The following is a 13,294-nucleotide window of genomic DNA, read 5'->3' as shown; positions in this document are numbered from 1 at the left end:
TGACGATCTGCGCAGTTGTAGATTTCGTGGCCTAGACGATACATGAGCGAGATGGTGTACCCGCCACTTGCGATGACCCCGCCGAAAGGTGTCTTTGCGGCGGCGACGGGATCAACGTGCATTGGCCACGGGTCATTTTTCTTGTTGTACGCCAGCATTTCGTCGCCATTGACGAGGTGCTCGCTGGACTTCCAGCTATCGCCAGCCTTCAGGTCCTCAAAGTAGACCACATTCATAGCGACACCTCCCTGAACGGGCGTCTCCTGGGACCGCGAATGACGCCCAGTGCTGGCTATGCCATTGAGCCCAACCCCAGCTCCCGCGTTCTGCGCGCTGTGTACGCACCCACATGGGCCCGCGCGAGGTCCAGAACTGGCGTTGTCAATCCGGCGGAGCGCGCCCGGTCCGCTAAGGACCCGACGCGAAATAATCGAATCTGAATAAGGGAATGAACGCAAGAATGGAATCAATATATTGATACACCTGATTGGAGGTATCGATATCTTGTGGCGATGAGTGATGTTGATGCGCTTCGGACCCGCTATCGCAGGATCGCGGGTTTTCTGGATGAACGAGGGCGTCGACTGTTTGCGGCCAATGAGGCGCTGGCATTTGGCCGCGGCGGGGTGACGGCGGTTGCTGCGGCGACGGGGGTCGCGCGTAGCACGATCAATCGTGGCATTGCCGAGTTGAAGGCTGGCAACGACGAGCTGGGGGAACGTATCCGGCGGCGCGGCGGTGGCCGCAAGAGAGCGGTTGAACGTCAACCCGGCATCCTGGCGAGGCTCGAGAGACTGATCGAGGGCGCGATCCGCGGCGATCCGCAGTCGCCGCTGCGCTGGGTCAGCCGCAGCCAACGCAACATCGCCACGGCGCTGCGCCAGCACGGCTTCGAGGCGAGCCAGAAGCTGGTTGGCCTGCTGCTGCGCGAGCTGGACTATAGCTGTCAGGCCAACCGCAAGACCCGGGAGGGCACGCAACATCCCGACCGCAATGCGCAGTTCGAGTACATCAATGCCAAGGTGAAGGCCGCGCTCGCCCTCGGCCAACCGGCGATCTCGGTCGACACCAAGAAAAAGGAGCTGGTGGGCGACTTCAAGAACGGTGGTCGAGAGTTGCGGCGCAAGGGCGAGCCCGAGCCGGTCCGCGTTCACGACTTCGAAATCAAGCGATTGGGCAAGGTCGCGCCCTACGGGGTCTACGACATCGCCGCCAACCAGGGCTGGGTCAATATCGGCATCGACGCCGATACGGCGGCATTCGCGGTCGAGAGCATCCGTCGCTGGTGGCAGCGGCTCGGCAAGGCCCGCTTTCGCGATGCCGATCGTCTCCTGATCACGGCCGATTGCGGCGGCAGCAACGGCGCCCGCGTTCATCTGTGGAAACGCGAGTTGCAACGCTTCGCCAATCAAACAGGTCTCGCCCTCACGGTCGTCCACTTCCCGCCCGGCACCAGCAAATGGAACCGCATCGAGCATCGCTTGTTCGCGTACATCACCCAGAACTGGCGCGGCAAGCCACTCCTCAGCCATAAAGTCATCGTCCAGCTGATCGCTGCCACCTCAACCGAGAAAGGCCTCAATGTTACCTGCGCGATCGATCGGTCGCGCTATCCGCGCGGCATCAAAGTCTCCAAAGCCGAATTGGCTGCGATCAACATCGAACGTCACCATTTCCACGGCGAGTGGAACTACACAATCAAACCCGACGACAAACCCATTTGAGGCGTTTATTACGCGTCAGAGCCTAAGTCACCCAAGACGTGCTCGCCTTCTGCTTCAGCACCTCTCTCGATATCGCGGAACATTGATGCCGTCAGAGGTGATCCTTCCCGAGTGAGCAAACTTCGGATGTAGGCAAGATATTCATGCCTCGGCTGGTAACCATAGGCCGAGGCAACCCTTGTCACCTCGTCCAAGAGGGCAAGAGTGGCCGCGCACCCACCCGGTGCGGCAACGATATCGCCTACGCTCGCACGCATTAGACAGGTAATCCCTGCGAGGGTCGCCAGCCAGGTCCACTTCTCCCACATATCGAGGACGATGGTCTTGCTTACGCGCGCATCACATTTGGCTCCCTTGAATAGTTCGGCAATCCGCTCAACTCGCTCAGTGGTTCCACCAAGCTCACCAATAACGATTTCGTGAACTGGAACCGTTGATTGTACGACGCGGCCTTCGCGATCCATGGTTGCGGCAATGCTACACAAGCCGCCGAGCAGGCGCTGAGGGCCAAAGTGGGTCGACAAAACATCCATGTGACGCATGCCGTTTAGCAGGGGCAAAATTACGGTGTGGTCACCCACCGCCGGTCCGAAGTCAACGATTGCCTGATCGAGACCATAGGCTTTTGTGGCAATCAGAACGACATCGTAAAGTTCCTTGATTTGGCCCGCCTGCAATGTTCGCACGCGGACGCAAGCGTCTCCGTGCTGACTCACGATTTGAAGCCCGTGCCGAGCGAGGTGCTCTGCACGCGTCGGGCGAACCAAAAAGCTTACGTCTCGCCCGACCTCAGCCAATCGTCCGCCAAAGTAGCCGCCAATCGCGCCAGCGCCGACAACCAGGACGCGCATCACTTGCCTCCTCCCGCCTCGGGAATGCTTATGCGCACCCCGCTGGTTCAGTGCGTAGTGCAGGCGATTCTACGCCCGTGGCATGGCCGGTTACAGGTCTTCCCGAACACCGCAGAACTTCGGATGCCGCAGCCCGCTGGCGTCGCTGAGGTTCGGAAAGGCTACCCGGAGGAGCCGGCGCGCTTCTCATGTGGAACGGGATTGCCTGAAGGGCGCGCCGGCCGGCGCCTTCCAGAACAGCATGACGAGATCGGCTGGTACTGAGGAACCCCCTGTGCCTACGGACCAAGCCGGCCGCCTGGGCAAGGCTGCGCACGAAATGAAGCGGCAGGAAGTCGGGCTCGTTGATGACCTTGTGAAAGCGAAAGGCTGTTGTCTTGTCGAAGCCCGGCCAGGAAAAAAGATCGCACATCTCGGCGACCACGTTGCGGGTGAGATTTCCGGTCGCCGTCATCTTCAGTCCCGGAGCGGCTGACGCCGAATGCAGCAATATCAGTGTGTTCCGCGCCACGGGCGAGTGTACGATCTCGTCGGGCGAGAAGTCGGAGGCAAGTCGAATTGGACCGCCTGGTGGCTGCGAGTGCAGGCGCAGTGCCTCGTAGCTGCTCTGATCGAGCAGGGTCCAGGCCGGCTCGATGCCGTCGAGCCAGCGAACCACGGACAGGTTCTGGAGCATTCCAGGCGCTACCAAACCGGGCCTCTCATGGCGGGTCGAACGGGCCGTGGGGCACGGATGGTAGGCCGAGCGTGATTGAGCAAGGGGCGAACAGCTCCTGTTCGAACCCAGGCTATATGGCGAAGTCCTCGAGCTTCTTGCCGCCCTTCATCGCGGCCACCATCCACCTGGGCCTCAGGCCTCGGCCCGTCCATGTCTCACCCCGGTTGGCCGGATTGCGATACTTGGGCGGGACCTTCTTCCCCTTGAGCGTGTTGGTGCGGCTTCTGCCTGGGCTGCCGATAGCCTGATCGATGTCGATCCGAGTGAGCTTGTACTTCTTCAGAAGAGCCTTGAGCTGCTTGATGCCGGGTTTTTCAGCCTGCTTGATCGCCTCGGCTTTGGCCTCGAGCGCTCGGATCTGCGCTTCGATTGATTTCAGGGACGCTCTACGGGGCATCAGGTCTCCTTCTCGCTGCAGCGCGCCGAGCATATCAATTCGAACAAATGCGCCGGCCCGGGCCACCGAATATACGCAACCAGGAAAACAAGCAACTTCAGAACAAGCCGACGGCGCAGATCCTCAAGGCGCTGGAACAGGGGTGCCTAAAGTTGCATCACCTCCGCTGTGTCTGTCGCCAGTCCCACGGCATTTGAAAAGCGCCCGACCACAGGCCTACGCCGGCCAGACGGGCGCGACCTCGTCGGCGACATAGTCGAACGAGTATCGGCGAAAGGCTACTGCCCAACCGTTGGCGACCATCCATCGATTGAGGTCCTCGCTGCCCCGTGAACATACGGCCACGGTACGGCCATAGCGGTCGCGATTGCGCGGTTCGCAGCTGACGACGGCACGTCCGATGTGATGGGACAGGGCGAGCGCGGCCTGCTGACCGCATCGCCATGTCGCACCGTCTGGTCGAGTGCATTCTTGCCGGCTTTCCGGCGCGTCGATGCCGTGCAGGCGAATGCGTGTGCCATGGATCTCGATGGTGTCGCCATCTATCACGCTGGCAACACCAACAATACGGTCCTGCGCGACCGCACTCGACGCAACGATCAAAACAAGCAACAGCCAGATGGCAAGTCGAATCATGAGCGCCGCTTCTGCGCCGCCCGTTGGGCGGCCTGACCGGTTGCTTCGCTGAACAGGTGACGAGGGATGCTCAGGATCGCGAACCGGCGCCGACTTTCAGGATGTGTCTCGACGTCCGCCTCGACGAAGATTTCGACGGTCTCGTCACTGGCATGAACCTCGACACGGATCGGAGCGGCGCCGAAATCGACCTCGTGGCGGCGGCCGTTGTGGTCGCGGATGATGGCGTAAGACATGGATCGTCCGATGTAGAAAGGCGGAACGGCCGTTTCTGACGGTGGTGACCGGTCAGATCAAGCGCTCCGCAGCATCGCTTGGAGTATCGGCCGTTGCTTGGCCAGACGCTCGACAGCCAGGTCGAGCGACGCTTCGGACTCGCCCAGCGTGCGGGCGTCTAGTTCGCCGCGCACGAGTGCAAAGCGCAGGAGCAGGCGGAAGGTTGTGATCACGTCGCCCAAACAGTAGCTCGCGACGTCGTCGAGCCGACCAGCCTGAACGAATGCTTCGACCTGCGAGCCCTCCATTCCTTGGAGCTTTGAGGGCACATCGAGCAAGGCCGCCATCTCATTCAGGCTTGGCCTGGACGAAGCGCCAAAGCCCGACACCAGATCGCAAAGATCGAAGTGGTCGCGCCCGTAGCGGTACCAGTAGTCTCGGCCATATCGGCCGAATAAGGCGGGCGCAGTCACGCCGAGCGCCATGGCTCGATAGCGCAGCACCGGCAAATCGAACCCGCCGCCATTGAAGCTCACCAGGACTGGCCCCATCCCACGGTCATAGCCTGGCAGGCTGTCCAGGAAGCTGTCGACCAGGTTCCGTTCGTCCTTCTCGCCGATGTGCCGGGCTCCGATGGCCCGCACGTCGAACGGCCCCTCGGCGTCGCGCTCGGCGTAGAGCGCACCGATGCAGACGATGCGGTGCAAGGGCGGCTTGCCGCCGGGCATCGATGTGGCCGAGATCAAGGGCGACATCATGCTGCTGACCTACCCGCCGGGCACGCTGGTGCTGGTCGACCGTTCGACGCGGCGGCTCACCGGCGAGGGGCTCTACTTCGTCCACGATGGGCTGGGCGAAGTCTGTCGGCGCGTGAGCCCTGGCGATCGGCCCGGCCATTGGCGGGTCTATCAGGAAAACCGGGTCTACTCGACATACGAGGCGGCGCCCGGCGAGATCGCGATCGCCGCCCGCATCGTCGGCGTGTTCACGCCGGTCTGAACGTCGCGGCGTCGCAACCATTGAAGGCCCGGCCGGCAACACCAGCGGCCGGGTTTTTCATCGCCGAAGCCGCTACACTTGCCGCCGCGCATTCTCGCGCTCTACCCGGAAAGACGAACATGGCTACAGGCACGGTGAAGTGGTTCAACGCTACGAAGGGCTACGGCTTCATTCAGCCCGATGGCGGCGGCAAGGACGTCTTCGTCCATATCACCGCGGTTCAGCGTGCGGGCCTGGACGGCCTCAAGGAAAACCAGAAAGTAAGCTTCGAGATCGCGACCGAAGGCGGCAGGAACTTAGCAATGAACCTCACGCCCGTTGACCGCTCAAAATGACGCCCGCCGGTCCCGAAGGCTGGCGGGCGTCGAGTGGTATTGATACCAGACGCCAGTCCCTCGGGATCTGACGGCGGCTTGGGATCACGCGCAGCCACTCTTTGAGTGCGTCTGGCCGTGAGGATGCCGACGAAGACGAGCCCAGAAGGCTCGTTCACTTCACGCCGCTGCGATATCCCGGCGGCAAGGGCAAGCTCGCGGCGTACGTCAAGCAGGTGATCCGGGACAACGGACTTGATGACGGCGAATACATCGAACCCTATGCGGGCGGCGCCGCCATTGCGCTCGAACTGCTGTTCCAAGAGTACGTGTCGCAAATCCGAATCAACGACGTGAGCCACCTCGACCCGTGGCCGGCTGCGCTGCTGGCGCACGCGCCGTCGTTCCTCGGGTGGCTTGCCGTTGGTCTCGCGCTCGATGGCGAACGGGACGTCGATGCGGCGGACGGCCTCGATCGCGAATCGCATGATGGTGCACCACTACCAGGGCTGTGCGCAGTGCAGCCATTGCCGCTCGGGCTGGCAGCAGCTCTGCACAGGAAGTGCCGATCAAGGTTTACGGCAACAATGCCCATGGCGGTCATGCGAAGTACCTGAAGGTACCGGCCAACACGATGGTGCGCCTGCACGAGGTGCTGAGCTTCAGCGCCGGAGCTGTCGAACAGCGTGTAGGCCTCGGCGGCCTGGTCGAGCGACCAGCGGTGGGTGAACAGCCGGTCGACGTCGACCTTGCGCTCGACGCAGAACTCGGCGCAGTCGGATGGGTACCCCGCCGAGGAACACGAACAGACGAACATGCGCGCCGATCCAGTCATGCAGCTTTTGCGTCGCGGTCAGCGTGGCGAAGGTCAGGTTCGAAGCGCCCAGCACGCCGACGAACAGCTCGACCTCGCCGATCTCGCCGGTTCGCGGATCGACGATCGGCACGCGCTTGCCGGAATAGTCGACGAAGGCCTTCTCGCCCGCCACATGATGCTGGCGCATCACCGGCGAGAGGCGGTGCTCAAACTCGCGGAACAGGTCGCAGAACCGCGAATAGCCATAACCGTCAGGATGGCTGGCCCGATATTCGTCCCACAAAATCTGCAATGACATCGCCGGCCGCTTCAGCTCGCGTGCTACCAACGCCCAATCGGGTTCGACACGATGCCGTTGACCTGCCCGTGTGCTCGCGCGCGCGAACAATCGCCTCTTCCAAACCCGCGTCCGTCACGGCCTCGGGCAGTGGCCACACCAGACCCGCCGCCGCTGCCCGTCTCAAGGCGTCCTGCACTGTCGAGCGGGCCGGCCCGACACTCCGACCGATCGCCCGTATGCTCTGTCCCTCGGCATGGAGCCGCAGCACTTGCCGCATCTGTCTCATGGTCAGCTCTCTCCTCGACGGCATCCGATGCTCCCCTTCATGGAGACACTCGAATGCAGTCTCTGCTGACCTTCGGACACGCCCGCTTCGGCCGACTTATCCCGACCATATCCACAGTGGTCGGGTTGTCCGGCTTCAGATCGGAACCGGCACCGCTCTAGTTTGCCTTGCTGTCCGCCTTCACGTCGGAATCACTGTCCGGCTTGACTTCGGAATACCTGTCCGGCTTTCGCTGGAATCCGCAACACTACAGTAATGCGCGTCACAGAGCATACTTCTTCAGTGCCGCCGGATCGAGTTCCAGACCTAGCCCCGGCCGCTCAAACAAGACGAGTTGCCCATCTTGCACGGGCAGGCCCTCCTTGAAGAGCGGCTCTGCCCACGGGAGGTAAGAAACGGTTAGGCCGTTGACCGCGGCAATGACGTGTGCCGAGACCTCCGTCGTGACGTGGTTGGTCACCGGGAGGCGGTATGTCTCGATGAGGTGGGCCATCTTGAGCCATTGCGTAATTCCGCCGACCTCTAGATCGATCATGACGACTTCAACGCTGCGGCGTTCGAGCAGGCTCCGGAACTCCAGCGCCTGATGGAAGGTCTCGCCGGCGCAGATTGGGGTTTCCAAGGCTTCACTGATCTGCCGAAGGCCGTCGTAGTCGTTTGGCGGAATCGGATCCTCGATCCATGAGAGGTCGAACGGAGCAAGCTCACGGCCGAGAGCTATCGCGCTGTCCACGGTTCGGGACCAGTTCATGTCCACGTACAACTCGACATCGTTGCCGACCGCTTCGCGCAGCACGCGCGTCACCGCCACCGCCTCCGCCTTCGTCGGCACGGCGGCCACGTGGAACTTCATTGCTAGGAAGCCACGTGCCGTGTGCTCGCGGCCGATCTTGGCCAGCGTCTTGAGGTCAACCGGGGACCGCAGAAAGAGTTTCCACGCGGCGTGGGTCGGGACCCTGTTGGTGGATCCTCCCAACAGCCGGAAGAGCGGCTGGGACAAGGCCTTCGCCTTGAGATCCCAGAGCGCAATGTCGATCAAGCTGACGGCGCTCCGAACAAGGCCGTCGAACTGTGGGCGGACCGCCCTGGCCAGCAGGACGGCGTTGATGCTCTCGACCGCCATCGGGTTGGCGCCGTGGACTTTCTCCATCAGCGCGTCGATAGCCGCACGTATTGGCGCGACGGTCCAGGGGACGAGTGCCGTCAGGTAGGACACGCCCTGCGCCCCTTCATCCGTGTTCAGCCGGAGGACGATGTGCGTTGCCGCGCGGTGTTCTTCGTACGGGATGCGGACCGCCCACGTGTCGTGTCCGACGACCTTCATGACCGCCTCCTCTTCCCGTGCGTCCTCAGTTCGTTCAGCCCAGGCGTGCGCCATTGCCCAGACCGTTTGGCCCGCCGGGGATCATCTGCGTCGAACCAAGGCGTTGACCACCTCACAGAGTCGGCCGGCCAGAGTGTGAGTTGGTGGCGGGATAATCGCTTCGGCACGCCGGTAGAATAGGCGCACGAAAAAGGGCGCGCTACCCTCGAGGCCCGCCGCCAGGAGTTGCTTTTGCGGGGCACTGAGCCGGAGATTGAGACGATCGAGATCGACATCAAAGCCGGCAATCGCGAGATCGAGCGACGACACGCCGCAAAGCGCGAACTCGAGAAACGCATCGCCGACGCTGAGGTACGCGAGCGCGCCGCCGAGGTCGAGGCGATCGGCCAACAGGCGAAGGCGCAGGAATCCGCTCTTGTCGCCGCCCTATGCCGAGCTGCACGACATCGGCGAGCGCGCCGCCAAGCTGCTCGCCACGATAGAGGCCGGCCGCGAAGAAATGCGGCTGCTCAACGCCGCGCTCAAGGGCGGCGGCCGCCCCGACCTCCAGGGGGCGTTTTCCTGAGCACCTTCTTGCGGAGCTGCTGGGCGGCGTGAATCCCGTCTCGGTGCCGCAGCCGGCGCTGTGGTCGCTTCACGGCTACTTCCCGAGCTCCGCTGCGCACACCCCCGCGCGCCGCCTTGGCCGGTTGCGCGAGCTGCTGCCGGCCGCGCGACAGGCGCGCAAGGCGGCCTGATGTTCACCGCCGCGCGCCGATATCATTCCGCCTACCACGTTGCCGGCCCGCCGCGCCCCGGTTCTGCCGTCGCCGCTGTCGGCGTCCGCATCCTGGCCGACAGGTCCGTCCCGATCGACGAGCGCTGCAAGGCCGCCTTCGACGCCGACCCGGCGCTCCGCACCGAGTTCGGCAAGCTCTCGACTTTCGTCGCGTACCAGCGCGCGCACGAGGCCGGCCTGGTGTGCATCCACCGCGGCGGCGCCGTGCAGCGCTTCAGCGAGAATCGCGTCGGCTTCGTCGAATGGGCCGCACGGTGCCGCGATTTCGTCACCGTGAGGGGCTACAGGATCAACCGGCGGCTGCGCGAGCAAATCGCCTGGGAGGCCGGCGGCATATCAAATTCCCCGCGCCACCGGCCTCCCTCTCGCAGCTCGGGCCTGCCGAGGCTTCGGCCGCACGGCAAGGTCGAGTTGATGGCGCTGGGGCATATCACTCGGACGCAAGGCGCGCCTTCACCATTTCAAGCCTTTGCCGAAGCTCGCCCTTGGTGTCGACCTTTGGCTGATTGGCGATTGCCTGGACAGCCGCGGCGTCTCGCTCTGATGGTTGCTTTGCATAGTTCAGTAACTGTCGGATCGCTGTCGCGAACGCATCGGCTTCCATGTTGCCTATGGCCTGTACGAGGAAGTGCCGCTCCCAGCTATCCAGATCGCGGTTCTTAGCGTCGAGTTGGTCGAGCACTTGCAAGGCGCCAGCAACCAACCTGCGCTTCGCGTCAACGGGCAGCTCTATCATGGTCATGATCCTCTCCCGGGCGACCGCTCGCGACGTCCCGTGAACCTCTACCAAGACCCTGACGTAGCGGTCTGTTCTGACGGCAACCTGTTTGAGCTAGTCCGATTTTTCTACTCGTGGAAGCGATTTCGCCCTCGGCTGGCTGTCAGACCTCCCGGGCGGGCGCGGGCGCTCTCGAGCGCCTAACGGGGCTGTCCGCGGTCTTTCCCAGCGCGCTCGCGCTGCTCTTTCTGCGGCCGCCCTACGTTGCTCAGGCGTCATCGCCGCTGTGCGAGCTTTGCCACCCTTAAGGCCGCCTAGGCGGCCTGCGGCCGACTTCTTGGCCCGCAATTGGCTATCGTCCCCCTGTCCGGCGGCAAGGTCAGCTAACTCGTCCAAGCTGGTCCCAACTTCGGGCGCTTTGATCTTCAAGCCAGTAGTGTTCCATGCACCACGCCGGGTGAGTTCCGTTACAGCCTCCCACGCTGATGCCACCTTAATCGTTTGAAGGCGGCCCGACACCTGCCACGTGATCGTGAAACCCATTGCCCCACTGTCCCCCTTGGGAAACATAGGACGCTGGTCGCCGCAGGGACACCCCAGACCTTTCCTTGTGCATCAGATTTCAAACCTGAGTAGCGGGCTTCCCTGACTTCCCCCTTCGCTGAGGCGCAAGCACGACCAGGCGATGCTGCCGCTTCCGAGACAGAAACGTCGCTGCTCTTGGCGTAGGCCTCGATGGCGGCGCGGCGTCAGGGGAAGCGCTGGCCCGCGCCTTGCCCTTCGCCTTCAGCGAGCCGCTCGCGCTTCCCGCTCCAGATCGGCAGCCTCCACCTCAAGTTGATCGGCGTGCAGCAAGAGCCGATCCCGATCGATAGAGGTCGCAAGCTGATCCGCCCATCTCCGCGCACGGGCCGCCATGGCACGCTTGGAATTCGCAAGGCTCAGCATCTCGACGGGGGTTTCCATGGTTCCCTCCAAAACGGCCGCGAACGCGCTTCTTGTACCCGAATGGACGACGGCCTTCTCGCGGTTTCCGCGGAGGCCCTTCGGCGCCGCCGCGGCCGAACATGATGCTGTCGACCAGGTCGAACGTGTCGTCGACCCGGTAGAGATCGTCGCCCACCCCGCCCAGCAGGTAGTCGGCGCCCGCCCCGCCGTCGACCGTGTCGGCGCCCTCGAGGCCCAGCAGCGTGTTGATGCCCTCATTGCCCGACAGCACGTTGGCCAGCCCGTTGCCGATGCCAAAGGTGTCCCCCGCACCCAGTGCCAGCGTCAGGTTCTCGACCTCCGCCCTGCCGACCGAGGCGCTGGTGGCGCAGGTGCTGGTCGCCAAGTATGCCGACCATCTGCCGCTTTATCGCCAGGCGCAGATGTGGGCCCGCCAGGGCGTCATGATCGACCGCTCGACCTTGACGGACTGGGTTGGCCGCGCCGGTCGCCACCCGTGGAGCTGGGAGTCGTTGAAAATCGAGGCGTGTTGCGGATGCGCGGCGAGGTACTCGAAACTTCCCATTCCATAGAGATGCTGCATCTGCGTCTCGCCGGTCCGGACGCTGTGGAGCAATTCGCCCCATGATCGCCACGACCGCTCTCCGCAGAACAGACGAGCGCGGTTGCGCAGCGAGCCTGGCACAGCCGTACGCAACTGGGCGCCCAATGCCGTCAGTGCGAAATCGGCGGGCTCCACCTCCTCGACCAAGCCTAGGCTCGCAAGTGCACGCAGTAAGCGATGGAGCGATGGCACGTGCGTCGCGGTCTGCCTTGCCAACGCCTCAGCGCTCTTTGACCCATCGGCGAGCAGGTCGGCTATGGCAAGCTCAGGCGAACACCGTCGACACCTTCAGGGCGCTGTCGACGGTGACAGACACGCCGGAGCGCGCGTTGGGCTGGCCGAACAGGCCCCGTCAGGGCGGACGCGTCCGCCACCTTCACCTCGCCGCGTCGCAGGCCCGAGACCAGCGACCCGAACAGTCCTGGCATCAGCCGGTCGAGCGGTGACCGAGCGCCAGTAGCAAGGCGCCGAGGATCAGAAGGCTGCCACCGACGATGAAGCCGACCGGCGGGTAAATCAGCCAGGCGCCGTAGGCCACGAGCCCGACACCACTGAGACCTGCCAGGTCACGCAGGAGACCGGGCACGGCAACGGCAGTGGCGCGCACAGCAACCGCGAGCTGCTTCATCATGGTTACCTCGAAAGAACGAGCCTTTTCGCGAACGTCGCTTGGCGATGTCCCATTGGGACGAAATCGCCAATGGCGGCGCCGACCATGTCCCCCATTCGAATCGGGACCCTCCAGTTCTATCCTCGCCGATATCTACCCTTCATCGCTCCGCCGACGGTCGCCGGGGATGTCTCTTCATGGGGGGTACACTGGACATGGCGAACGGGAGGTCAAACCGCGCCTGACCCAACTCGGACATTCGCTCTAGACCGACGGCAGTATGGCGTGCTTTGTTGAAGCGGCTGAATTTCCCTTTGTTGGGGTATTTGGTGAGCGCAGAACGGGTGGAACGGCGGCTGGCGGCTGTTCTGGCGGCGGACGTCGCCGGATATTCCCGACTCATGGCGGCGGACGAGGTCGGCACGCTGGATGCGCTAAGGACGTTGCGGCGCGAGCTTGTCGATCCCGCCATCGCCGAGCACAAAGGCCGCATCGTCAAGACCACTGGCGACGGCATGCTGGTAGAGTTCGCGAGCGCGGTCGATGCGGTGACATGCGCGATGGCGGTGCAGGCAGCGATGGCGGCCCGCGCCGGCAATCTCAGTCTTCGTATCGGCATCAACGTGGGCGACATCATCATCGACGGCGACGACATCTTCGGCGACGGCGTCAACGTCGCGGCGCGTGTCGAGAACGAGTGTGAGCCCGGCGGTGTTTTCCTGTCGGATGACGCCTTCCGGCAGGTACGTGCCAAGACGTCTTTTGGCTTTGACGATCTCGGCGAAAGGTCGCTGAAGAACATCGACCGGCCGATTCGCGTCTATGCGGCACGTGTGGCTGCAGTGCCCGCCGCGCGCAATGCATTTACGGACACAAGCCGCCCGCTCCCCCTGCCCGACAAGCCGTCCATCGCCGTGCTGCCGTTTCACAACATGAGTGGCGATCCGGAGCAGGAGTATTTTGCCGATGGCATGGTGGAGGAGATCATCACCGCGCTCTCCCGCTTCAAGTCGCTGTTCGTGATCGCGCGCAATTCGAGCTTCACCTACAAAGGCAAAGCCGTCGACATCAAGC

At 63.4% G+C, this 13,294-nt stretch carries 19 protein-coding genes and 3 pseudogenes; 7 read left to right on the top strand and 15 right to left on the bottom strand.

The features are described from left to right. Positions 1-236: MaoC/PaaZ C-terminal domain-containing protein (locus AB7O82_RS31870; RefSeq protein WP_428621128.1), on the bottom strand; the 236-nt coding region annotated here is incomplete at its 3' end. A 276-nt stretch (positions 237-512) separates the two neighbouring features. Between AB7O82_RS31870 and AB7O82_RS31865 the strand changes: the two genes are divergently transcribed. Continuing rightward, the gene (locus AB7O82_RS31865) at positions 513-1,724 is read left to right on the top strand and encodes an ISAzo13 family transposase (RefSeq protein WP_428621127.1); all 1,212 of its coding nucleotides are present in this window, start codon (positions 513-515) and stop codon (positions 1,722-1,724) included. 8 nt (positions 1,725-1,732) lie between these two features. On the opposite strand, the gene AB7O82_RS31860 is transcribed toward AB7O82_RS31865, so the two are convergent. The 6 genes from AB7O82_RS31860 to AB7O82_RS31835 all read right to left on the bottom strand — a co-directional run bounded on the left by AB7O82_RS31860 (position 1,733) and on the right by AB7O82_RS31835 (position 5,249). Continuing rightward, positions 1,733-2,575: a ketopantoate reductase family protein gene (locus AB7O82_RS31860; RefSeq protein WP_428621126.1), complete on the bottom strand. Its 843-nt coding sequence runs from the start codon at positions 2,573-2,575 to the stop codon at positions 1,733-1,735. 28 nt (positions 2,576-2,603) lie between these two features. After that, positions 2,604-3,251, bottom strand: a complete 648-nt coding sequence (locus tag AB7O82_RS31855; protein WP_428552180.1) for a hypothetical protein — start codon at positions 3,249-3,251, stop codon at positions 2,604-2,606. A 112-nt stretch (positions 3,252-3,363) separates the two neighbouring features. Then, positions 3,364-3,723, bottom strand: a complete 360-nt coding sequence (locus AB7O82_RS31850; protein ID WP_428552183.1) for an H-NS family nucleoid-associated regulatory protein — start codon at positions 3,721-3,723, stop codon at positions 3,364-3,366. A 183-nt stretch (positions 3,724-3,906) separates the two neighbouring features. Further along, on the bottom strand, positions 3,907-4,326 hold the full coding sequence (locus tag AB7O82_RS31845; protein ID WP_428552186.1) for a thermonuclease family protein: 420 nt from the start codon (positions 4,324-4,326) through the stop codon (positions 3,907-3,909). Continuing rightward, positions 4,323-4,562 (bottom strand): hypothetical protein, encoded by a 240-nt coding sequence (locus tag AB7O82_RS31840; RefSeq protein WP_428552189.1) that lies wholly within the window; start codon positions 4,560-4,562, stop codon positions 4,323-4,325. The genes AB7O82_RS31845 and AB7O82_RS31840 overlap by 4 nt, the downstream gene beginning before the upstream one ends. Before the next feature lie 57 nt (positions 4,563-4,619). Continuing rightward, positions 4,620-5,249, bottom strand: a complete 630-nt coding sequence (locus tag AB7O82_RS31835; protein ID WP_428552192.1) for a ribonuclease H-like domain-containing protein — start codon at positions 5,247-5,249, stop codon at positions 4,620-4,622. Here AB7O82_RS31835 and AB7O82_RS31830 point away from each other — a divergent pair. The 3 genes and pseudogenes from AB7O82_RS31830 to AB7O82_RS31820 all read left to right on the top strand — a co-directional run. Next, complete coding sequence (locus tag AB7O82_RS31830) at positions 5,230-5,541, top strand: S24 family peptidase (protein ID WP_428552195.1); 312 nt, start codon at positions 5,230-5,232, stop codon at positions 5,539-5,541. The genes AB7O82_RS31835 and AB7O82_RS31830 overlap by 20 nt on opposite strands. Positions 5,542-5,660: 119 nt before the next feature. After that, complete coding sequence (locus tag AB7O82_RS31825; protein ID WP_428552198.1) at positions 5,661-5,876, top strand: cold-shock protein; 216 nt, start codon at positions 5,661-5,663, stop codon at positions 5,874-5,876. A gap of 101 nt (positions 5,877-5,977) precedes the next feature. After that, positions 5,978-6,199, top strand: a pseudogene (locus AB7O82_RS31820) (DNA adenine methylase); the annotation flags it as partial. Positions 6,200-6,517: 318 nt separating this feature from the next. Here the strand turns inward: AB7O82_RS31820 and AB7O82_RS31815 are convergent. The 3 genes from AB7O82_RS31815 to AB7O82_RS31805 all read right to left on the bottom strand — a co-directional run bounded on the left by AB7O82_RS31815 (position 6,518) and on the right by AB7O82_RS31805 (position 8,952). Next, complete coding sequence (locus tag AB7O82_RS31815; protein WP_428621124.1) at positions 6,518-6,970, bottom strand: hypothetical protein; 453 nt, start codon at positions 6,968-6,970, stop codon at positions 6,518-6,520. A gap of 530 nt (positions 6,971-7,500) precedes the next feature. Further along, entirely contained in the window at positions 7,501-8,562 is a 1,062-nt protein-coding gene (locus AB7O82_RS31810; protein WP_428552204.1) for a mandelate racemase/muconate lactonizing enzyme family protein, read from the bottom strand. Positions 8,563-8,643: 81 nt separating this feature from the next. Then, positions 8,644-8,952 (bottom strand): hypothetical protein, encoded by a 309-nt coding sequence (locus AB7O82_RS31805; RefSeq protein ID WP_428552206.1) that lies wholly within the window; start codon positions 8,950-8,952, stop codon positions 8,644-8,646. Positions 8,953-8,977: 25 nt separating this feature from the next. Between AB7O82_RS31805 and AB7O82_RS31800 the strand changes: the two genes are divergently transcribed. Next, a complete protein-coding gene (locus tag AB7O82_RS31800) occupies positions 8,978-9,127 on the top strand; it encodes a hypothetical protein (RefSeq protein ID WP_428552209.1) in 150 nt (49 codons plus the stop codon). A gap of 75 nt (positions 9,128-9,202) precedes the next feature. Here the strand turns inward: AB7O82_RS31800 and AB7O82_RS31795 are convergent, their stop codons facing one another. The 3 genes from AB7O82_RS31795 to AB7O82_RS31785 form a co-directional block, all read right to left on the bottom strand. Continuing rightward, positions 9,203-9,652 carry a hypothetical protein gene (locus AB7O82_RS31795; RefSeq protein WP_428552211.1) on the bottom strand — a complete coding sequence of 150 codons (450 nt, stop codon included), beginning with the start codon at positions 9,650-9,652 and terminating at the stop codon, positions 9,203-9,205. Between the two features lie 118 nt (positions 9,653-9,770). Beyond that, the gene (locus tag AB7O82_RS31790) at positions 9,771-10,082 is read right to left on the bottom strand and encodes a hypothetical protein (RefSeq protein ID WP_428552214.1); all 312 of its coding nucleotides are present in this window, start codon (positions 10,080-10,082) and stop codon (positions 9,771-9,773) included. An 808-nt stretch (positions 10,083-10,890) separates the two neighbouring features. Then, complete coding sequence (locus AB7O82_RS31785) at positions 10,891-11,277, bottom strand: hypothetical protein (protein WP_428552217.1); 387 nt, start codon at positions 11,275-11,277, stop codon at positions 10,891-10,893. A gap of 70 nt (positions 11,278-11,347) precedes the next feature. Between AB7O82_RS31785 and AB7O82_RS31780 the strand changes: the two are divergent. Next, positions 11,348-11,491, top strand: a pseudogene (locus tag AB7O82_RS31780) (IS66 family transposase); the annotation flags it as partial. Between the two features lie 230 nt (positions 11,492-11,721). Here AB7O82_RS31780 and AB7O82_RS31775 read toward each other — a convergent pair. Both AB7O82_RS31775 and AB7O82_RS31770 read right to left on the bottom strand, forming a co-directional pair. Then, positions 11,722-11,871, bottom strand: a pseudogene (locus AB7O82_RS31775) (methyltransferase family protein); the annotation flags it as partial. 166 nt (positions 11,872-12,037) lie between these two features. Further along, the gene (locus tag AB7O82_RS31770; RefSeq protein ID WP_428621122.1) at positions 12,038-12,241 is read right to left on the bottom strand and encodes a hypothetical protein; all 204 of its coding nucleotides are present in this window, start codon (positions 12,239-12,241) and stop codon (positions 12,038-12,040) included. 272 nt (positions 12,242-12,513) lie between these two features. On the opposite strand from AB7O82_RS31770, the gene AB7O82_RS31765 reads away from it, so the two are divergent. Continuing rightward, positions 12,514-13,294, top strand: a 781-nt coding sequence (locus AB7O82_RS31765) for an adenylate/guanylate cyclase domain-containing protein (protein ID WP_428621121.1), incomplete at its 3' end; no start/stop codon positions are given.

The organism is Reyranella sp. (assembly GCF_050185545.1).
Taxonomy (GTDB): Bacteria; Pseudomonadota; Alphaproteobacteria; order Reyranellales; family Reyranellaceae; genus Reyranella.
This window is presented reverse-complemented; position numbering and strand designations above follow the sequence as displayed.